Consider the following 17,957-nt stretch of genomic DNA (forward strand, 5'->3'; position numbering starts at 1 on the left):
CAACGTACAGCGCGCTGTATTGTTGTGAAAGAAATTGCGCAAAGTGGTTGTCATCGTCATAGCCTTTCAGGCTGATTCTCGAATTCCCGACAAGTCAGGACAGCATTGCAAGCCGTCAAGTCCAATCCGACGCGACCGTCCAGGCCGCTTCCGGAAATTGGAAATTCGATGATGCGGCGAATTTATATTTAGCAATACTCATTTATTATTGATCTCATGGTGCAAGAGGCGCACCTGCCGATTGCTTTTCTGGTGCGGCGCGCGGCGGTTTCTTCGAGTGCGCGCAAGGCTGTGAATTGAGAGAACCAAAGTGTTCAAAAACTCAGGATGAATATGCCCACGTCGGCCGTTTCCTACATCAGGACGCGGCCGTGAGCCCGCGATTCCTATAGGCCCTGGACGTGTCTGCCGCGCAACAAGAACAATGACTGGTTTTTTGACGGAGGCGAATCATCGGAAGCCTTGTCATTTTTTATGTCTGCGCCCAGCCCTTGGAATCAGCTGAATTCGAATTTCTTCAGCAGGCAGCCAAGTTCATCCGGTCGGCCATGATCAGTGGGTGACCAATGGACTCAGGGCGGTCGACGGGTTGCGCTGTGGCCTTGTGTCTTGCATGCGCCAAAGCGCGCGGGCACAGTGCGGCCATGAACCAGACGGATGTGATGCTGCGAATCATGGCGTTGGCGAAGGTCGGTGGTGCACCGCCGCTGCATGAAGCGGTAACGGCCCTCGCGGCGGTCATCGACCACCTGGATATGTACAGCGACACCTACGAGGCCGATGTGGCTGCGCTGATGGGTGTGGGGGCCGCCATCTGGGCGCTTGGTGGCCCAGGCGCTGGGCATGATCCGGAGTGGGTGCAACCTGTGCTGCGGCCCTGAGGGTCCGTACGGCAGGCGAGACCGTGATGTGCGGCTACCAGCTTTGCGAATTGCGCCGCTTGCATTTTGCAGAGCGTTGAGGACAGAGGGGACAATCAGCCAATGCAACATACCCCGAACGAACTCAACCAATACTTCGCCGACTGCCTCAGCGGTCGATACGACAACCTCCCTGAGCCAAAGCCGCAGATTGCGATTTCGGATGATCATGAGCAGATCATCAAGATCGCCCGCGCCGAGGGCGGCTACGACCTCTATCGGCGCAAGCCAGGCAGCGAGTGGGAAGACGCCGGCCCATCGGGCGTCGACGAAGCTTCGTAGCGCGCCACGCCAGGCCTACGGTGTGCTGATGCTGCGCATGCCAGGGACATCGAGCGCGCCGATGGCCTGCAGTCAGAGCCGATGAAATCAGGCTCTTGATGGTGCCCTCGACAGGAATCGAACCTGTATCTGAGTCTTAGGAGGACCCCGTTCTATCCATTGAACTACGAGGACGGAGGGCAGCCCGGCGACTTTAGCAGAGGGCTCAGTCGTACTTGAGCGTGTAGATCAGGTCCACGCCGCTTTGTGCGCCGGCCTGGCCGCGCAGCGTGAGGCGCTGGGTCAGGTCGTAGAAGATGAAGAGGGTGCCGAGCACGCCGGTCAGGCTGCTCTCGTAGGTGACGTAGAAATCCTTCGACAGCCGCTTGCCCACCGTGACCGCGGATTCGCGCAGTTCGCCGCCGCTGCCCGGACCCTTGAAGCCGATCTCGTCGAGGCCCAGTCGGCTGGCCAGGCTGCCGCCCGATCCGCCCTTGCCCAGGCCGCCCAGCAATGCCAGCGCGGCCTGCTGCATCAGGATCGATTCGCCGCCGTTGCCCACCGAGGCGCGGCCCAAAATCACCCACGACAGCGTTTCCGCGTCCGACAGCGCGGGCTCCGAGTAGAGCTTGACGCGCGGCACCTGGGCGCTGCCCGAGACCTGCACGCCAGCGCGCTGCGAGATGTTGGGCCGGATCGCGAGGATGTCGAGCGCCGGGTTGTCGACCGGGCCGTTGAAACGCGCGAGACCGGTCTCGATGTCCAGCTGCTGGCCGTAGGCGCGGTACTGGCCCTTCACCGTGCGCACTTCGCCGGTCACGCGCGGCGGCGAACTCAAGGAGGTGCTGCGGATGTCGAGCTGGCCTTCGAGCCGCGTCGTGATGCCGCGGCCCTGCACCGCGAAGTCCTTGCCGAGGTCGAAGGTCACGGCCACGTCGAAAGGCTTCGCGGTCTGCGGCCTGGCCGCCTGGGCGCTGCTCTGCGCGGCCTCGCGCTGCGCGGTCGCGGCCGCTTCGCGGTCCTTGGCGGCCGAGCGCACGACCACGTCGGTGCCCAGGCTGGGCGCGCTCTCGTCGGGCAGGATGATCACGGCGCGCTCGGTCTCGAGCTTGCCGCGCAGCGTGAACTGGCCGTCGTCCAGCCGCGCCTGCAGGTCGCCCGACAGCGTGACCTGGCGGTCGGTGCGCACCAGCACGCGCAGGCTGCGCAACTGGGCCTGCATGGCCATCCGGATGCCCGAGCCGCCCGCCGTGGCAGGCGCGCCCCAGCGCATCTCGCCGCGTCCCGTCAGCGTGCCGCCGTCGCGTGCGGCCTCGCTCGAGGTGGTGCTGAGGTTGCCGCTCTGTCCGGCGATGCGCGCGCTGTTGCCGCGGCCGCCCTTGAGCGTGAATTCGGTGATGTCGACGCGGTCGCCGCCCAGCGTGGCGCGCAGCCGGCCGTCGCGCAGGTCCAGGCCTTCGACCGGCGCGCGCAGCGCCAGCTGGTCGGCCGCCAGCGTGCCGTTCCAGCGCGGCGCGGTGCGGCTGCCCGACAGGGCGGCGTCGGCTTCGAGCGTGCCGGCGATGCGCCAGCCCGGCGGCGCCAGCATCGACCACACGCCCAGGCTCGGCATGCGGGCCTTCACGTTGCCGTTCAACGGGGCGTCTTCGGCCCACTGCCAGCCGCCGTCGCGCTGCGCCACGCGCGTGCGGGCGTCGGCGCGGATGTTGCCGGCGCGTTCGCTGTCCCAGACCAGGTTGGCGCGCACCTCTTCGCCCTGTGCCTCGATGCGCACCTCGGCCTGCCGCAGCCCGGCCGGGGTGCTCGGGTTGTCGACGTTGGTCGTGCCCGACACCATCTTGATCTCGCTCTTGGTGCCGGTGCCGCGGCTCTCGATGCGGGTCACCAGCGCGGCCTCGCCGGCCTGCACGCGGATGTCGCCGCTCTGGCGGGCGAGCCGCACGCTGCCGCGCAGCGCATCGCCCGCGTCGATGTCCCAGTCGCCGTTGAACAGCAGGTCGCCGCTCAGGCCCAGGCTTGCGAGCGAGCTGTTGTTGTCCAGTGCCTCGGCCCAGGCCATCGGCAGGCCCTGCATGCGGCCCTTGGTCTGCACGCGGATGCCTCGCTGCGCGCCGCTGCCGGTCTGGCGGAAGCGCACCGGCTCCCAATCGAGCCGCACCGTGCCGGCCACCGGACCCTGGAGCGTGGCGCCGCCGGCCGAGGTGTCGATCTCGAGGCCGCTCGCGACGCTGCGCACGTTGGCGTTGAGCGGCCCACTCAGCGCCACGGTCCAGGGGCCGGGGCGGGTGCTGTCCTGCGCCTGCACGCGCAGGCTGGCCAGCGCGGCGCGCCAGCGGCCCGGGCCTTCGAGCGCGCCGCTGGCGCGGGTGTCGAGCGTGAGTTTCTGGGGGCCGCGCAGGGCCTCACCCTGCACCGAAAGCGTGGCTTGCGCGAGGCTGCCGCCCAGTTCGGCGCGCAGGCCGCGCAGCTGGATGGGCGGGGTGGCCGGCGCCGGCAATGCGCCGGCGGGCACCGCCGGAGCCGGCAGGCGCAGGTCGAGCCGTGGCACGGCCAGCGTGGCTTGCACGGTCGGCTCGACGCTGCCGCGCGGCGCCGGCGCGGCAGCGTTCTGCAGGCGGCGCTGCACGGCTTCCCAACCGCCATTCCAGCGCGCATCGAGGCGGGCATTGCCCTGGGCGCTCGCGCCGGCGAAGACCGTGGCCAGACCGGGCAGCTTCTCGACCCAGCGCTGCAACGCGGCCGCATCGTCGACCTGCGCCGTGAGTTCGCCGCGCCCCTGCGCGGGGCCCATGCGGCCATTGACCTGCGCATTGCCGCCGGGCAGCACCACTTTCAGGTCGCCGCTGCCGGCGCGCTCGGCGATGCGCGCCTGCAACTGGCCGGCGACGCTGGCCTGCGCGGCCTCGACGCGCAGCGTGCGCAGGTCGAGCACCTGGTCCTTCCACTGGCCCTGGGCTTTGACGAGGTCCAGCCGCAGGCCCTGCAGCGCGCGGCTGCCGGCCGTGCCCTGCGCCTGCAGCGCCACGTCGAAACGCAGCGCCTCGTCGCGTTGTTCGACCTCGATGCGGCCGCTCACGGGCGCGCCGGCCAGCTGCGTGTGCAGGCCGCCCGGCTGCACGCCGCGCACGGTGGCGTTGACCTGCCAGGGTGCGGGCGCGGCGCGCCATTCGCCTTCGGCCTCGATCCGGCCACCGCCGGTGCGCAGCGTGGCGGCCGGCACGGTCCAGGTGCTGCCGTCGAAACTTGTGCGGGCCTCGACCTGCTCCAGCGGCAGGCGGCCTGCGTCCCACGGGCCGGGCAGCGCGTTGCGGATGTCGGCGCTGGCCTGCCATTGCACGTCACTCCCGGCAGCGCCCGGGCCGGCCTGCACCTTGCCGCTCAGCAGCGTGGCGGGGGCGGTGGGCCAGAGGCGGGCGAGGTCGACGTTGCGCAGGTCGGCGTCGGCATCGACCACCGGCTGCGGCAGCCAGGGTGCGATGTTGGCGCGCAGCTTCGCCTGCATCGGGTTCTTCTCGTCCTGTTCGGTCGGCTGCAATTCGGCCGCGATGGCCAGGCGCGCCGCGCTGCCGGCCAGCGCGCCCTTGACGCTGGCCTGGGCCTGGACTTCGATGCTGCGGTCTTCGGTCAGCGGCGCACGCACCTTGCCTTCGAGTGCCGCGTCGATGGCCATCGGGGCGTCGCCCTGCAGGCCCACGCGCGCGCTGTAGTGGCCGTCGGCGACGTCGACGCCGTCGACGGTCAGGGCATGCCGGCGCTGGGCATAGGCGTAGCGGCCGGCCAGGTTCTTCACTTCCACCACGGGCGGGCCGGCCCAGCGCACGGTGTCGATGCGGAAAGGCAGGTCGACATCGACCGGCAGCACCAGCTGCTCGAGCGGCTGCAGCGGTTCGTCGTTCTTCTCGGGCGGCGGGCCGCGGCGCTCGATCAGCACCTGCGTCGCGTGCACCTCGCCGAGCTGCACCTTGCGCTGGAACAGCGGCTTGAGCGTCCAGCCGATGGTGGCGTCGTGTACCTCGACCGACAGCGTCGGGCTCTGCCACTGCAGGAAGCCGATGCGGCCGCCGGTGCGCAGCGAGCCGCTGACCTCGCGGCTCTGCAGCGTCTGGCCGGCCGGCAGGTAGCGCGCGGCCTTCGAGATCGCGTAGGCCAGCGACTGGTCGGAGCCCAGCCACCACCAGCCGGCTGCGACGACCAGGACCAGCAGAGCGACCAGCGCGCCGAAGCTCCAGGCCGCGGCGCGCAGCACGCGGCGCGTGCGCGATCGGCGCGGCGGCGCGGTCGATGGGTTCGTGGGGGCCGTTGCCATGCTGACGCCGCGCTTAGAAATTGAAGCCCAGCCGCAGGTGCAGCCTGAACTTCTTCACGTCGACGCCGTAGGCCACGTCGGCCTGCACCGGGCCGACCGGGCTGCGCCAACGCGCACCGACGCCCACGCCGACCTTGGCCTTGAGCTCGCCGACCTTGTCGGCCACCGAGCCGGCGTCGACGAAGGCCGCGCTTTCCCAGTCGCTGAGCTTGCCGTTCCAGACGATCGGGCGCTGCCACTCGACGCTGGCCACGCCCAGGTAACGGCCGGCGACGATGGTGCCGTCGGCGCGCTCGGTGCCGATCTGGCGGTAGCTGTAGCCGCGCACCGTGGTGTCGCCGCCTGTCAGGAACATCAGCGTGGACGGGATCTGCGCGCTGTCCTTGGCGACCACGGCGCCGCCCTCGGCGCGGAACTGGAGTCGGCTGTTGCGCGCCTGGGTGCCGTCGGTGCCCTGCACGCGGCCCAGGGGAAGAATGCCGAGCCAGCGCGCGTAGCTGCGCACGAAGGGCGCACGTTCGCCGATCAGCGTCTGGCCCAGGCCGAGTTCGAGCGCCAGGCCCTGGCCGCGCGAGGGCGCGTCGTTGCTGTCGAAGTAGCGGCCGGTCCAGGTCCAGTTGGCGCTGACGGCCGAGGCCGAGGGCGGTGCGCCGTCGCCGCGGTTGGTCGCGTAGTCGTACTGCAGGAACAGGCTGCGGTCGATGCGGTCGCCGGTGCGGCCGCGACCGGCGCGCAGGCGTCCGCTGTCGACGTCGTAGGTGCCCGAGACCTCGCGCTTGAGCAGGCCGGAACCGAACCAGCGCCAGCCGTCGTTGCCGGGGATGCCGTTCCAGTCGGTGCCCAGCGATTGGGTCTCGCGGTCCACCGACAGCTTGGACACCGCGCGCCATCCGAGCAGCGGCATCTGGTTGTGCACATGGTCGATCGACAGGCGCGGCCCGCCGTCGGTGGTGAAGCCCGCCCCCAGCACCACCTTCTGCAGCGGCGCCTCGCGCACCTGCGCGATGACGGGCGCGGCCTGCGGGTCGGTGCCGTCGGTCTCGAGCGTGAGGAAGACCGAGTCGTAGTAGCCGCTGCTGGCCAGCCGCTGCTGCGCGTCGAGCAGTTTCTGCTGGTCGTAGTCGGCGCCGGTGGGCACGCGGGCGATGCGGCGCGCGCCGTCGGCGTCGTAGCGCTGGGCGCCGCGCACGTCGACCGCGCCGAAGCGGTAGGCCGGGCCCGAGGCATAGGTGATGCCGAGCTGTGCCTCGCCGCGGTCGGCGTGGATGGTGGCGCGGCTGTTGGCGATGCTGCCCGTGGCGTAGCGTTTCGACGTGAGGCTGCGCAGCCCGATGGCCTTGGCGTTGTCCCAGGCCTGCTGGGTGAAGAGCTGGCCGCTCTGCAGCGTCCAGGCCGACTGGATCGCTTCGCGCTGCGCCGCGGCGCTCGGATCGTTCGCGATCGCGTCGCTGAAGCGGATCTCGACCGCCTTCACCCGCGTGGACTCGCCCGGGTCGACGGTCACGACGACCTTGCGCGGCGTCTTCTCGGCGGGCGTTTCCTTGAGCTCGAGCGTGAGCGTCGGCGTGAAGTAGCCCAGCGTGGCCAGCAGCTCGCGCGCATTGGCCTCGGCCGCCACCATCAGGCGCGACAGCTCGGTGGCACCGAGGTCGGGCAGCCGGGTGTAGCGCTGGATCTCGAGGTGCAGGGCCAGATAGTCGCGCACCGCATCGGGGCCGTGCACTTCCAGCGTGAAGGCTTCTCGATTTGCGTCGCCTTCCTCGCTGGAGGAGGCCGAGCTGTCCGCGGTGACGGCCTGCGTGCCGTCTTCGGTCGCGTCCTTTTTCGATGGCAGCAAGCTGCACCCTTGCAAAAGAAGAAGGATGCTTGCAAGAAGCAACGCCGGCATGCGCGCCGGCGTTTTGAAGAGGACCACCCTGACCATCGGCCCCATTCTGACAGCAAGCCGAGACCGTCCCGGCGCGGGCCGGGCGCGGTGCGCCAAGTGGGGGCTGCGTCCTACTTGGACAGCATGCGCATCGCTTCCTCGAGGCCCTTGAGCGTCAGCGGGTACATGCGGTTGGACATCAGCTGCTGCACCACCGAGATGCTCTGGCGGTACTGCCACACGCCCTGCGGCTCGGGGTTGATCCAGGCGAACTTGGGGAAGCTGTGCGTGAGGCGCTGCAGCCACTCGGCGCCGGCTTCCTCGTTGTTGTATTCCACGCTGCCGCCGGGCTGCAGGATCTCGTAGGGGCTCATCGTCGCGTCGCCCACGAAGATCAGCTTGTAGTCCTTGTTGTACTTGCGCAGGATGTCCCAGGTCGCGAACTTCTCCGAGAAGCGGCGCTTGTTGTTCTTCCACATGAAGTCGTAGACGCAGTTGTGGAAGTAATAGAACTCCAGGTGCTTGAATTCGGTCTTGACGGCCGAGAACAGCTCCTCGACGCGCTGGATGTGCTCGTCCATGGTGCCGCCCACGTCCATCAGCAGCAGCACCTTGACGTTGTTGTGGCGCTCGGGCCGCATCTTGATGTCGAGGTAGCCGGCGTTGGCCGCGGTCTTGGCGATGGTCTCGTCGAGATCGAGCTCCTCGACGTTGCCTTCGCGCGCGAACTTGCGCAGCCGGCGCAGCGCGACCTTGATGTTGCGCGTGCCCAGTTCCTGCGTGTCGTCGTAGTCCTTGTAGGCACGCTGGTCCCAGACCTTGACCGCGCTCTTGTTCTTGCCGGCGCCGCCGATGCGGATGCCCTGTGGGTTGTAGCCGCCGTGGCCGAAGGGCGAGGTGCCGCCCGTGCCGATCCACTTGCTGCCGCCCTGGTGGCGCTCCTTCTGCTCCTCGAAGCGCTTTTTCAGGGTCTCCATGAGCTCGTCCCAGCCCATCTTCTCGATCTTGGCCTTTTCCTCGGCGCTGAACTCGCGCTCCAGCGTCTTGCGCAGCCAGTCGAGCGGGACTTCCTTGGTGAAGTCCGTGAGCATCTCCACGCCCTTGAAGTAGCCGGCGAAGGCGCGGTCGAACTTGTCGTAGTGCTTCTCGTCCTTCACCAGCGCCGTGCGGCTCAGGTAATAGAAGTCGTCCATGCCATAGGCGTCATCGGAGTTCGGCCCGACCACGTCGGACTTCAGGGCCTCGAGCAGCGTCAGGTATTCCTTGACCGACACCGGCAACTTGGCCGCGCGCAGGGTGTAGAAGAAGTCGATCAGCATCGCGGCTCACTCCTGGGGGTTCGTCGTTGCGGGGCGAGGTTTGTCGAGCAGGTATTGCAGCTGCGCCTGGATCTCGGGCCATTCGCCCGCGCTCACGCTGTACATCACGGTGTCGCGCACCGTGCCGTCGCGCCGCAGCGCGTGGCCGCGGATCACGCCGTCTTTCCGGGCGCCGAGCCGCTCGATGGCGCGCTGCGACGCGAAGTTGAAGTTGTCGGTGCGCCAGCCCACCGTGCGGCAGCCCAGCGTGTCGAAGGCGTGCGTGAGCATCAGCAGCTTGCAGGTGGTGTTGACGTGGGTGCGCTGGCAGCGCGCGGCATACCAGGTGTAGCCGATCTCCACGCGCTTCACGGCGGGCAGGATGTCATGGAAGCTCGTGGTGCCCAGCACCGTGCCGGTGGTCTCGTCGGTCACGGCGAAGGCGAAGCGGTTGCCGGCCTCGCGCATCTGCAGCGCCGCTTCGATGTAGCCGCGGGTGTCCTGCGGTTCGGGCACCGAGGTGACGCGCAGTGTCCACAGTTGGCCGTCGGCCGCGGCGGCGCACAGGCCGTCTTCATGCGACAGGGCCAGCGGCACCAGCGCAATGCCGCGGGATTTCAAAGTGGTCGGTTCGACGAAGGCCATGCAGAACTCTCTGGGTCAGACCCGGGGGTCACCATATTTGCGGCGGTACAGCGTGCGGCCCAACTGGACGCCGCCGCCGCCGCCCACGCCGATCAGCGCGATGCCCAGCATGCCCGGGCCGTCGTAGCCCGCGCTGCCGAAGGCGTCGAGCCCCAAGAGCAGGCCCAGCCCGCGGCCCAGCAGCGCGCCGAGCACGAAGCCCACGGCCTGGGCCACGCCGAGGATCAGCAACTGGCGCGGCGGATGTGGGGTCATTTCCTTCATGTCAGTCTCCGTGGGGCTGCCACACCCGCCACCGATGCAGCCGGCGCGGCCAGATGCCAGGGCACCCGCGGAACTGGCTTTGCCAGGCCGCCGGGTGCGCCCCCTTGAGGGGGAGGCGCCGCAGGCGCATCGGGGGTGGGTTTCATTCAGCGGTTGTTGCGCTGCATGAAGACCAGCTTCTCGAAGAGCGTCACATCCTGTTCGTTCTTGAGCAGCGCGCCCACCAGCGGCGGCACCGCGACCTTGTCGTCCTTGCTCTGCAGCGCCTCGAGCGGGATGTCCTCGGCCACCAGCAGCTTGAGCCAGTCGAGCAGTTCGGAGGTCGAGGGCTTCTTCTTCAGGCCGGGCAGGTTGCGCACGTCGTAGAAGGTCTTCATCGCGGCCGCGAGCAGTTCCTGCTTGAGGCCCGGGAAGTGCACGTCGACGATGCTGCGCATGGTCTCGGCGTCGGGGAACTTGATGTAGTGGAAGAAGCAGCGGCGCAGGAAGGCGTCGGGCAGTTCCTTCTCGTTGTTCGAGGTGATGAACACCACCGGCCGGTGCTTGGCGCGGATCAGCTCGCGCGTCTCGTAGCAGTAGAACTCCATGCGGTCGATTTCGCGCAGCAGGTCGTTCGGGAATTCGATGTCGGCCTTGTCGATCTCGTCGATCAGCAGCGCCACCGGCTGGTCGGCCGTGAAGGCCTGCCACAGCACGCCCTTGACGATGTAGTTCTCGATGTTCTTCACCCGCTCGCCGCCGTCGACGTCCGACAGCTGCGAGTCGCGCAGGCGGCTCACGGCGTCGTATTCGTAGAGGCCCTGTTGCGCCTTGGTGGTCGATTTGATGTGCCACTGCAGCAGCGGGAGGTCGAGTGCGGCGGCCACTTCCTCGGCCAGCATCGTCTTGCCGGTGCCCGGTTCGCCCTTGACGAGCAGCGGGCGCTTGAGCGTGATGGCGGCATTGACCGCAAGCATCAGGTCCTGGGTGGCAACGTAGTTGTCTGAGCCCTTGAATTTCATGGATGACATCGAGCTGGGGGGTGGAAGAAAGCGACCATTCAAGCATGCGTTGGCGGTCGGCACTGTCGCCTTGGCTCGGGGCTGTGAAAAGCCCCCGCATATAATCAAATGTTGATCTGAAAAAACTGAATTTCCACGAGATTGTGCGCGCAAAATGAACAAGTTGTTGACCACGATGTTTGCCCTGGCTGTCGCTTGCGTGACGTTCTCGGCTCAGGCGCAGGCCGTCTCCGGCAGCGTCGAAAACGGTGCCAAGAAGACCGCCATGTGTGTCGGTTGCCACGGCATCGTCGGCTACCAGGCCAGCTTCCCCGAGATCCACAAGGTGCCGATGATCGCGGGCCAGAGCGCCACGTACATCAGCTCGGCGCTGGCTGCCTACAAGGCCGGTGACCGCAAGCACCCGACGATGCGTGCCATCGCCGACTCGCTGACCGAGCAGGACATGGCGGACCTCGCGGCCTACTACGCGCAGCTGGGCGTGAAGGCGGGCGATGCGCCACCGGCGGCCGCGGCCAAGCAGCCGAGCGAGCGCGTCCAGGCGCTGATCTCGCGCGACAAGGACAACGCCTGCACCAAGTGCCACGGCGCCAACTTCAACACCCCGAACGACGGCACCGTGCCCAAGCTCGCCGGCCAGCACGCGGACTACCTGTTCGTCGCGCTGAAGTCGTACAAGGCCGAGAACCACGCGAATGTCGGTCGTTCCAACGGCGTGATGAGCGGCCAGGCCAAGAAGTTCACCAATGCCGAACTCAAGGAACTGGCCGGCTACATCGGCGCGCTGCCGGGCGAAGTCAAGGTGGTGCCCGAGTCGCGCTTCCATTCGGCCAAGTAAGGCCTCTCTCTTTCTCTCTCCGCATTCAAAAAGCCCGCTTCGAGCGGGCTTTTTGCTGGACGCAGCGATCGATCAGACGTCGAAGAACACCGTCTCGTTCGGCCCCTGCATGTGGATGTCGATGCGGTAGCGCACCGCACCGTTCAGCGCGATGCGTTCGGCGATCAGCGTCGGGCGACGCGCGGCGGGCACGCTCTGCAGCACCGCGTCGCCGGCATTCGCGGCCGCTTCGTCGCTGAAGTAGATGCGGGTGAACGCATGCAGCAGCAGGCCGCGCATCGTGACGATCACGTCGATGTGCGGTGCCTCGCCCGGCGCCTGCGCGCCTGGCTTGACGGTGTGGAACACGAAGCGCTTCTGTGCGTCGGTGCCGGTGCCGCAGCGGCCGAAGGCGCGGAAGCCGCGGGCCTGCACTTCTTCCACCGATTGCGGGTAGCGGCCTTCGCCGTCGGGCTGGCTGATCTCGACCATGGCGTCGACGATCGGGTTGCCGTCGCCGTCGATCACGCGGCCTTCGAGGCGGATGCGCTCTCCCACCGCCTCGTCGAGCGCCAGCGTGGCGTCGAAGGGCTGGTCGAAGTCGTAGCCGTACTGCGTGGCCGTGAGGCCGTAGGCGAAGAAAGGGCCGACCGTCTGCGACGGGGTCTGGCCGAAGTTGATTTCCAGTGCGCTCATCATGGCGTGGGTCTCCTGGCTCAGCGGTTTTCGAAGGGTGTCTTGTCGGCGCCGCGCAGCACGATGTCGAACTGGTAGCCCAGCGCGTAGTCGGGCTCGGTGAGGTCGAGGCTGAAGTCGGCGACCAGGCGGTTGCGGTACTTCTCCGGCGTGCCGTTCACCATCGGGTCGTACTGCAGCAGCGGGTCGCCGGGGAAGTACATCTGCGTCACCAGCCGGCTCGCGAAATGCTGGCCGAACAGCGACAGGTGGATGTGCTGCGGCCGCCAGGCGTTGGGGTGGTTGCCCCATGGATAGGCGCCGGGCTTGATCGTGAGGAAACGGTAGCGACCCTCGTCGTCGGTCAGGCAGCGGCCGGCGCCCAGGAAGTTGGGGTCCAGCGGCGCGTCGTGCTGGTCGACCTTGTGCACATAGCGGCCCGAGGCGTTGGCCTGCCAGAGTTCGACCAGCGTATTGCGCACCGGGCGGCGGTGCTCGTCGAGCACCTGGCCGGCCAGCACCATGCGCTCGCCGATCGGTTCGCCGTTGCGGCGCGCGTTGCGCGTGAGGTCGTGGTCGAGCGCGCCGATGCTGCCGTGGCCGTAGACCGGCTGCTGCAGTTCGCCCAGCGCGGCCTTCAGCGGGATCAGCGGCTGCAGCGGTCCGCGCTTCATCGTCGACTTGTAGCCGGGATAGATGTAGGCGGGGTGGCTGTCCCAGTCACGGGGCGTGAGGGTGGGCAGGGGCGTGGGGTCGTTCATGGGCTTGTCTCCGGCATCGAGGGGAGTTCGCACTCTATTCATGCGATGTGTTGATGTAAATTGACTGTTTGGCGACTTCTTATAACCATCGGTAATTCAATGCAGCCGCCCCTTTCTTCCGAACGCTTCGCCCGCGGCGTCCAGTTGCGGCACCTGCGCTGCCTGGTGGCGGTCGCGCAGGAACGGCACCTGGCGCGCGCGGCCGAGCGGCTGGCGCTGAGCCAGCCCGCGATGTCCAAGACCCTGGCCGAACTCGAGGCACTGGCCGGCACCCGCCTGGTCGAGCGCGGCGAGGCCGGGCGGCGCGGCATCCAGCGCTTCACCGTGGCCGGCGAACAGCTGCTGGCGCATGCGCTGCGCGTGCTGGAAGCGGTCGATGCCGGCGCGCAGGCGCTGCGGCCCGATGCGGGCGAGCGCATCGAACGCGTGCGCATCGGCGCGCTGCCCAGCGTGGCGCCGACCCTGCTGGTCGATGCGCTGCTGGTCCTGCGCCAGCGCATGCCCGCGCTGCAGGCCGAGGTGCGCACCGGCGCCAACGCCGCGCTGTGCGACGCGTTGCGTGCCGGCGAGCTCGACCTGGTCTGCGGCCGCATGAGCGATCCGCAGCGCATGGCCGGCCTGAGCTTCGAGTTCCTCTGCGCCGAGCCGCTGGCCATGGTGGTGCGGCCCGGCCATCCGCTGGCCGGCATGGCCTCGCTGTCGATGCAGGAGGTGATGGCGTATCCGCTGGTGGTCTACAGCGAAGGCACGGTCCCGCGCCACCACACCGAGAGTCTGTTCTCGGGCCTGGGCCTGCGGCTGCCGGCCGACCACACGCAGACGCTGGACCTGTCGGTGGCGCGCGCGCTGCTGCTGCGTTCGGATGCGGTCTGGTTCACGGCCGCGGGCGCGGCGCGCGACGAACTGCGGACCGGCACGCTGGCGCGCCTGCGCGTGGCCACATCGGGCACCGAGGAGCCGGTCGGCTTGCTGCTGCGCAGCGGCGTGGAGCCCTCGGCCGCGCAGCGCACGCTGGCGGCGTTGCTGCGCGAAGGGGCGTCGGCCCACGCGGCCGCGTTGCTCAGTCGCGCGTAGCTCTGCGCTGCACGCAGTCCACATACGCTTCGCCGTCGGGCGGCCGACCCGCGCGCTGCGCTTCCCACATCATCCGGCCCAGGCACTCCATGGCTTCGTGGTGCGCTTCGAGCAGCGAGCGGCGGCGTGCCGACAGCAGTTCGACGGCCTGGCGGATGCCGCGCGGCTGGTCGATCGAGCACTGCTCGCTGATCGACAGGTGCATCGACAGGTGCAGGAAGGGGTTCTCGCGCCCGTCCTGGCCGTCGTAGATGCGCGTCACCGCGGCATCGGCATCGGCCAGTTCGGCGTGGTATTCGGGGTGTGCGTCGATCCAGCCGGCAGCGATGGTTTCCAGCGCTTCCATGGGCAGGCCGTCGCGGTTCTTCGCGTAGACGTTGCAGAAGAAGCGGCGCACTTCTTCCTGAGTGGGATTGAACATGATGCGCGGGAGGGTAGCACCGGCGAAAAGACGTGTCAGAGCAGCCGTGAAATCTCGGCCGCCGCCGCGCGCAGGCCGGGCAGCATGGTCTCCTGCATCACCTTCGCGGAGGTGCGGTTGGCCTGGCCGCTGATGTTGAGCGCGGCCACGGTGCGGCCGCTGCGGTCGGTCACCGGCGCGGCGATCGAGATCAGGCCTTCTTCCAGCTCCTGGTTCATCAGGCACCAGCCCTGGCGGCGCGCCTGCTGCACCTTGGCGAGCAGCGCGTCGATGTCGGTGACCGTGTGGCGCGTGAGTGCGACCGGTGCCGAGGCCTCGAGCCGCGCGCGCACCGCGTCGTCGTCGAGATCGGCCAGCAGCATGCGGCCGAGCGAGGTGCAGTAGGCCGGCAGGCGCGTGCCGACCGCGAGGTTGATGCGCATGATCTTGTGCGTCTGCATGCGCAGCACGTAGACGATGTCGGTGCCGTCGAGCACCGCGGCCGAACACGATTCCTTGACCTGCGCGACCAACGCTTCCATCACCGGCTCGGCCCGGTTCCAGATCGGCATCGACGACAGGTAGGCGAAGCCCAGCTCGAGGATGCGTGCGGTCAGCCCGAAGCGCTTGCCGTCGGTCTCGACGTAGCCAAGCGCCTGCAGCGTGAGCAGGATGCGGCGTGCACCGGCGCGCGTGAGGCCGGTCGTCGCGGCCACCTCGCTCAGGGTCTGGCGCGGCGCCAGGGCGCTGAAGGAGCGGATCACCTGCAGGCCGCGGGCGAAGGATTGCACGTAGCTGTCGCCGGGCGCCGGCGCGGGGTCGTTGTCTCGAGGGTTTGCCATGGCGGGTCTTGTTGTTTAGAATTCATTATAAGAACAAATGTTCGCAATACGAACAAATTGGCGAAAGCAGTCCCGGCGCACCACGCGCAGTCCCTTCCCCTTCCGGAGACAGATTCCATGATCGACAAGATCGCGCCTTCGATTGCCGAGGCCATGTCCGGCATCCAGGACGGCGCCACCGTCCTCATCGGCGGCTTCGGCACGGCCGGCATCCCGCTCGAACTGATCGACGGCCTGATCGCGCAGGGCGCGAAGGACCTCACGGTGGTCAACAACAACGCGGGCAACGGCGAGACCGGCTTGGCCGCGCTGCTCAAGGCCGGCCGCGTGCGCAAGATCATCTGCAGTTTCCCGCGCCAGGTCGACAGCCAGGTGTTCGACGGCCTGTACCGCAGCGGCAAGCTCGAGCTCGAACTGGTGCCGCAAGGCAACCTGGCCGAGCGCATTCGCGCCGCCGGTGCCGGCATCGGTGCCTTCTTCTGCCCCACGGGCTATGGCACGCAGCTGGCCGAAGGCCGCGAGACGCGCGAGATCGACGGCAAGCACTACGTGCTCGAGTACCCGATCCACGGCGACGTGGCGCTGATCAAGGCCGAGGCCGGCGACCGCTGGGGCAACCTGGTCTACCGCAAGGCCGCGCGCAACTTCGGCCCGGTGATGGCCATGGCCTCGAAAAAGACCATCGCGACCGTGCACGAGGTGGTCGAGCTCGGTTCCTTCGATCCCGAGGCGATCGTGACGCCCGGCGTGTTCGTCCACCATGTCGTCAAGGTCGAGCGTGTCGCCACGCAAGCCGGCGGCTTCAAGAAGGCAGCATGACCATGAGCACCCCCACCTACCAACGTCGCACCAAGGACCAGCTCGCCGCCCGCGTGGCGCAGGACATCTTCGACGGCGCGGTCGTCAACCTCGGCATCGGCCAGCCCACCCTGGTGGCCAACCACCTGCCGGCCGGCCGCGAGATCGTGCTGCAGAGCGAGAACGGCATCCTGGGCATGGGCCCGGCACCGGCTGCGGGCGACGAGGACTACGACCTGATCAACGCCGGCAAGCAGCCGGTCACGCTGCTGGCCGGTGGCTCGTACTTCCACCACGCCGACAGCTTCGCGATGATGCGCGGCGGCCACCTCGACATCTGCGTGCTGGGTGCGTTCCAGGTCTCCGCCACCGGCGACCTGGCCAACTGGAGCACCGGCGAAGAGGGCGCGATCCCCGCGGTCGGCGGCGCGATGGACCTGGCCATCGGTGCCAAACAGACCTGGGTCATGATGGACCTGCTGACCAAGACCGGCCTGAGCAAGATCGTGGCCCAGTGCAGCTATCCGCTGACCGGCATCGGCTGCGTCAAGCGGGTGTACTCGGACCTCGCGACGCTCGAATGCACGCCCGCCGGGCTGAAGCTGGTCGACACGGTCGACGGCCTCTCGCACGCCGAACTCGAGAAGCTGATCGGTCTTCCTGTATTGGGCTGACCCCCAGTCTTGCCCACTTCGCGTGGCCGCCAACCCCCTTCCAGGGGGCGACACCAGCAGCCCGGCAAAGCCGGTTCTGCGGTGTCCCTGGAAAGGACCTCTTGTGACACCTATAACCGTTGAAAGAGACACCATGAGCAGCAAGCAAGCCTTCATCTGCGATGCCATCCGCACCCCCTTCGGCCGCTACGGTGGTGCGCTCTCCAGCGTGCGCGCCGACGACCTGGGCGCGATCCCGCTCAAGGCGCTGATGGAACGCAACGCCAACGTCGACTGGCAGGCCGTGGGCGACGTGCTCTACGGCTGCGCCAACCAGGCCGGCGAGGACAACCGCAACGTCGCGCGCATGTCCGCGCTGCTGGCCGGCCTGCCGCTCGAACTGGGTGGCGCCACCATCAACCGGCTTTGCGGCTCGGGTCTGGATGCGGTCGGTTCGGCCGCGCGCGCGATCAAGGCGGGTGAAGCCGGCCTGATGATCGCGGGCGGCGTCGAGAGCATGAGCCGCGCGCCCTTCGTCATGCCCAAGGCCGAGTCGGCGTTCAGCCGCGCCAACGCGGTCTACGACACCACCATCGGCTGGCGCTTCGTCAACAAGCTGATGAAGGCGCAGTACGGCGTCGACTCGATGCCAGAGACGGCCGAGAACGTGGCCACCGACTACAAGATCGAGCGCGAAGCGCAGGACCGCATGGCGCTCGCCTCGCAGCAGCGCGCCGTGGCCTCGCAGAAGTCGGGCTTCTTCGACGCGGAGATCGTGCCGGTGCACGTGCCGCAGAAGAAGGGCGATGCGATCGTGGTCAGCAAGGACGAACATCCGCGCGACACCTCGATGGAAGCGCTGGCCAAGCTCAAGCCCATCGTGCGGCCCGACGGCACGGTCACCGCCGGCAATGCCAGCGGTGTGAACGACGGGGCCTGCGCGCTGCTGCTGGCCGACGAAGCCAGCGCCGCCAGGCACGGCCTGACGCCGCGTGCTCGCATCGTCGGCATGGCGACGGCAGGCGTGGCACCGCGTGTGATGGGCATCGGCCCCGCGCCCGCCACGCAGAAGGTGCTGGCGCTGACCGGCCTCACGATCGACCAGATGGACGTGATCGAACTCAACGAAGCCTTCGCCGCCCAAGGCCTCGCGGTGCTGCGCCTGCTGGGCCTGAAGGACGACGACGCCCGCGTGAACATCAACGGCGGCGCCATCGCGCTGGGCCATCCGCTGGGCGCCAGCGGCGCGCGGCTCGCGACCACGGCGGTGAATCAGCTGCACAAGCAGGGCGGCCGCTATGCGCTGTGCACCATGTGCATCGGCGTCGGCCAGGGCATCGCGCTGATCCTCGAACGCGTCTGAACCCGTGGATTG

At 68.4% G+C, this 17,957-nt stretch carries 17 protein-coding genes and 1 tRNA gene; 7 read left to right on the forward strand and 11 right to left on the reverse strand.

Annotated elements, in window-relative coordinates:
* The first annotated feature begins 644 nt into the window (after positions 1–644).
* Together ACSFBC_RS27955 and ACSFBC_RS27960 are read left to right on the forward strand one after the other, a co-directional pair.
* Positions 645–881: a hypothetical protein gene (locus tag ACSFBC_RS27955; protein ID WP_435513596.1), complete on the forward strand. Its 237-nt coding sequence runs from the start codon at positions 645–647 to the stop codon at positions 879–881.
* Between the two features lie 102 nt (positions 882–983).
* A complete protein-coding gene (locus ACSFBC_RS27960; protein ID WP_435513597.1) occupies positions 984–1,202 on the forward strand; it encodes a hypothetical protein in 219 nt (72 codons plus the stop codon).
* Between the two features lie 99 nt (positions 1,203–1,301).
* Here the strand turns inward: ACSFBC_RS27960 and ACSFBC_RS27965 are convergent.
* The 7 genes from ACSFBC_RS27965 to ACSFBC_RS27995 form a co-directional block, all read right to left on the reverse strand.
* Positions 1,302–1,376: transfer RNA gene (locus tag ACSFBC_RS27965), tRNA-Arg, on the reverse strand.
* Positions 1,377–1,407: 31 nt separating this feature from the next.
* Complete coding sequence (locus ACSFBC_RS27970; RefSeq protein ID WP_435513598.1) at positions 1,408–5,487, reverse strand: translocation/assembly module TamB domain-containing protein; 4,080 nt, start codon at positions 5,485–5,487, stop codon at positions 1,408–1,410.
* 13 nt (positions 5,488–5,500) lie between these two features.
* Complete coding sequence (locus tag ACSFBC_RS27975; RefSeq protein ID WP_435513599.1) at positions 5,501–7,411, reverse strand: autotransporter assembly complex protein TamA; 1,911 nt, start codon at positions 7,409–7,411, stop codon at positions 5,501–5,503.
* A 74-nt stretch (positions 7,412–7,485) separates the two neighbouring features.
* Complete coding sequence (locus tag ACSFBC_RS27980; protein ID WP_435513600.1) at positions 7,486–8,673, reverse strand: vWA domain-containing protein; 1,188 nt, start codon at positions 8,671–8,673, stop codon at positions 7,486–7,488.
* 6 nt (positions 8,674–8,679) lie between these two features.
* A complete protein-coding gene (locus ACSFBC_RS27985) occupies positions 8,680–9,297 on the reverse strand; it encodes a GNAT family N-acetyltransferase (RefSeq protein WP_435513601.1) in 618 nt (205 codons plus the stop codon).
* A 15-nt stretch (positions 9,298–9,312) separates the two neighbouring features.
* Entirely contained in the window at positions 9,313–9,561 is a 249-nt protein-coding gene (locus ACSFBC_RS27990) for a hypothetical protein (protein WP_435513602.1), read from the reverse strand.
* A gap of 146 nt (positions 9,562–9,707) precedes the next feature.
* Complete coding sequence (locus ACSFBC_RS27995; protein WP_435513603.1) at positions 9,708–10,562, reverse strand: AAA family ATPase; 855 nt, start codon at positions 10,560–10,562, stop codon at positions 9,708–9,710.
* A gap of 154 nt (positions 10,563–10,716) precedes the next feature.
* Here ACSFBC_RS27995 and ACSFBC_RS28000 point away from each other — a divergent pair, with 154 nt between their 5' ends.
* Entirely contained in the window at positions 10,717–11,400 is a 684-nt protein-coding gene (locus tag ACSFBC_RS28000; protein ID WP_435513604.1) for a c-type cytochrome, read from the forward strand.
* A 72-nt stretch (positions 11,401–11,472) separates the two neighbouring features.
* Here ACSFBC_RS28000 and pcaG read toward each other — a convergent pair whose 3' ends face one another.
* Together pcaG and pcaH are read right to left on the reverse strand one after the other, a co-directional pair.
* Positions 11,473–12,078, reverse strand: coding sequence for a protocatechuate 3,4-dioxygenase subunit alpha (pcaG, locus tag ACSFBC_RS28005; protein WP_435513605.1), 606 nt, complete (start codon positions 12,076–12,078; stop codon positions 11,473–11,475).
* A 17-nt stretch (positions 12,079–12,095) separates the two neighbouring features.
* Positions 12,096–12,815, reverse strand: coding sequence for a protocatechuate 3,4-dioxygenase subunit beta (gene pcaH / locus ACSFBC_RS28010; protein WP_435513606.1), 720 nt, complete (start codon positions 12,813–12,815; stop codon positions 12,096–12,098).
* Between the two features lie 99 nt (positions 12,816–12,914).
* Between pcaH and ACSFBC_RS28015 the strand changes: the two genes are divergently transcribed.
* Positions 12,915–13,889: a LysR substrate-binding domain-containing protein gene (locus tag ACSFBC_RS28015; RefSeq protein ID WP_435513607.1), complete on the forward strand. Its 975-nt coding sequence runs from the start codon at positions 12,915–12,917 to the stop codon at positions 13,887–13,889.
* Here ACSFBC_RS28015 and ACSFBC_RS28020 read toward each other — a convergent pair.
* Both ACSFBC_RS28020 and ACSFBC_RS28025 read right to left on the reverse strand, forming a co-directional pair.
* Positions 13,876–14,310 carry a DUF1841 family protein gene (locus ACSFBC_RS28020; RefSeq protein WP_435513608.1) on the reverse strand — a complete coding sequence of 145 codons (435 nt, stop codon included), beginning with the start codon at positions 14,308–14,310 and terminating at the stop codon, positions 13,876–13,878. The genes ACSFBC_RS28015 and ACSFBC_RS28020 overlap by 14 nt on opposite strands.
* A gap of 35 nt (positions 14,311–14,345) precedes the next feature.
* Positions 14,346–15,131, reverse strand: coding sequence for an IclR family transcriptional regulator domain-containing protein (locus ACSFBC_RS28025; protein WP_435513609.1), 786 nt, complete (start codon positions 15,129–15,131; stop codon positions 14,346–14,348).
* Positions 15,132–15,248: 117 nt separating this feature from the next.
* On the opposite strand from ACSFBC_RS28025, the gene ACSFBC_RS28030 reads away from it, so the two are divergent.
* From ACSFBC_RS28030 to pcaF, 3 genes are all read left to right on the forward strand, one after another.
* Positions 15,249–15,950 (forward strand): 3-oxoacid CoA-transferase subunit A, encoded by a 702-nt coding sequence (locus ACSFBC_RS28030; RefSeq protein ID WP_435513610.1) that lies wholly within the window; start codon positions 15,249–15,251, stop codon positions 15,948–15,950.
* Positions 15,947–16,603, forward strand: coding sequence for a 3-oxoacid CoA-transferase subunit B (locus ACSFBC_RS28035; RefSeq protein WP_435513611.1), 657 nt, complete (start codon positions 15,947–15,949; stop codon positions 16,601–16,603). The genes ACSFBC_RS28030 and ACSFBC_RS28035 overlap by 4 nt, the downstream gene beginning before the upstream one ends.
* Positions 16,604–16,736: 133 nt before the next feature.
* Complete coding sequence (gene pcaF, locus ACSFBC_RS28040) at positions 16,737–17,945, forward strand: 3-oxoadipyl-CoA thiolase (RefSeq protein WP_435513612.1); 1,209 nt, start codon at positions 16,737–16,739, stop codon at positions 17,943–17,945.
* Positions 17,946–17,957 lie beyond the last annotated feature (12 nt).

Origin of the sequence: Variovorax frigidus (genome assembly GCF_051216515.1) — a bacterium.
In the GTDB taxonomy this organism is placed as follows: domain Bacteria; phylum Pseudomonadota; class Gammaproteobacteria; order Burkholderiales; family Burkholderiaceae_C; genus Variovorax.

Excerpts from the sequence above, each read along its gene's own strand:
- ACSFBC_RS27955 (WP_435513596.1), top strand. The coding sequence starts at position 645 with ATGAACCAGACGGATGTGATGCTGCGAATCATGGCGTTGGCGAAGGTC.
- ACSFBC_RS27960 (WP_435513597.1), top strand. The coding sequence starts at position 984 with ATGCAACATACCCCGAACGAACTCAACCAATACTTCGCCGACTGCCTC.
- ACSFBC_RS27970 (WP_435513598.1), bottom strand. The coding sequence starts at position 5,487 with ATGGCAACGGCCCCCACGAACCCATCGACCGCGCCGCCGCGCCGATCG.
- ACSFBC_RS27975 (WP_435513599.1), bottom strand. The coding sequence starts at position 7,411 with ATGGTCAGGGTGGTCCTCTTCAAAACGCCGGCGCGCATGCCGGCGTTG.
- ACSFBC_RS27980 (WP_435513600.1), bottom strand. The coding sequence starts at position 8,673 with ATGCTGATCGACTTCTTCTACACCCTGCGCGCGGCCAAGTTGCCGGTG.
- ACSFBC_RS27985 (WP_435513601.1), bottom strand. The coding sequence starts at position 9,297 with ATGGCCTTCGTCGAACCGACCACTTTGAAATCCCGCGGCATTGCGCTG.
- ACSFBC_RS27990 (WP_435513602.1), bottom strand. The coding sequence starts at position 9,561 with ATGAAGGAAATGACCCCACATCCGCCGCGCCAGTTGCTGATCCTCGGC.
- ACSFBC_RS27995 (WP_435513603.1), bottom strand. The coding sequence starts at position 10,562 with ATGAAATTCAAGGGCTCAGACAACTACGTTGCCACCCAGGACCTGATG.
- ACSFBC_RS28000 (WP_435513604.1), top strand. The coding sequence starts at position 10,717 with ATGAACAAGTTGTTGACCACGATGTTTGCCCTGGCTGTCGCTTGCGTG.
- pcaG (WP_435513605.1), bottom strand. The coding sequence starts at position 12,078 with ATGATGAGCGCACTGGAAATCAACTTCGGCCAGACCCCGTCGCAGACG.
- pcaH (WP_435513606.1), bottom strand. The coding sequence starts at position 12,815 with ATGAACGACCCCACGCCCCTGCCCACCCTCACGCCCCGTGACTGGGAC.
- ACSFBC_RS28015 (WP_435513607.1), top strand. The coding sequence starts at position 12,915 with ATGCAGCCGCCCCTTTCTTCCGAACGCTTCGCCCGCGGCGTCCAGTTG.
- ACSFBC_RS28020 (WP_435513608.1), bottom strand. The coding sequence starts at position 14,310 with ATGTTCAATCCCACTCAGGAAGAAGTGCGCCGCTTCTTCTGCAACGTC.
- ACSFBC_RS28025 (WP_435513609.1), bottom strand. The coding sequence starts at position 15,131 with ATGGCAAACCCTCGAGACAACGACCCCGCGCCGGCGCCCGGCGACAGC.
- ACSFBC_RS28030 (WP_435513610.1), top strand. The coding sequence starts at position 15,249 with ATGATCGACAAGATCGCGCCTTCGATTGCCGAGGCCATGTCCGGCATC.
- ACSFBC_RS28035 (WP_435513611.1), top strand. The coding sequence starts at position 15,947 with ATGACCATGAGCACCCCCACCTACCAACGTCGCACCAAGGACCAGCTC.
- pcaF (WP_435513612.1), top strand. The coding sequence starts at position 16,737 with ATGAGCAGCAAGCAAGCCTTCATCTGCGATGCCATCCGCACCCCCTTC.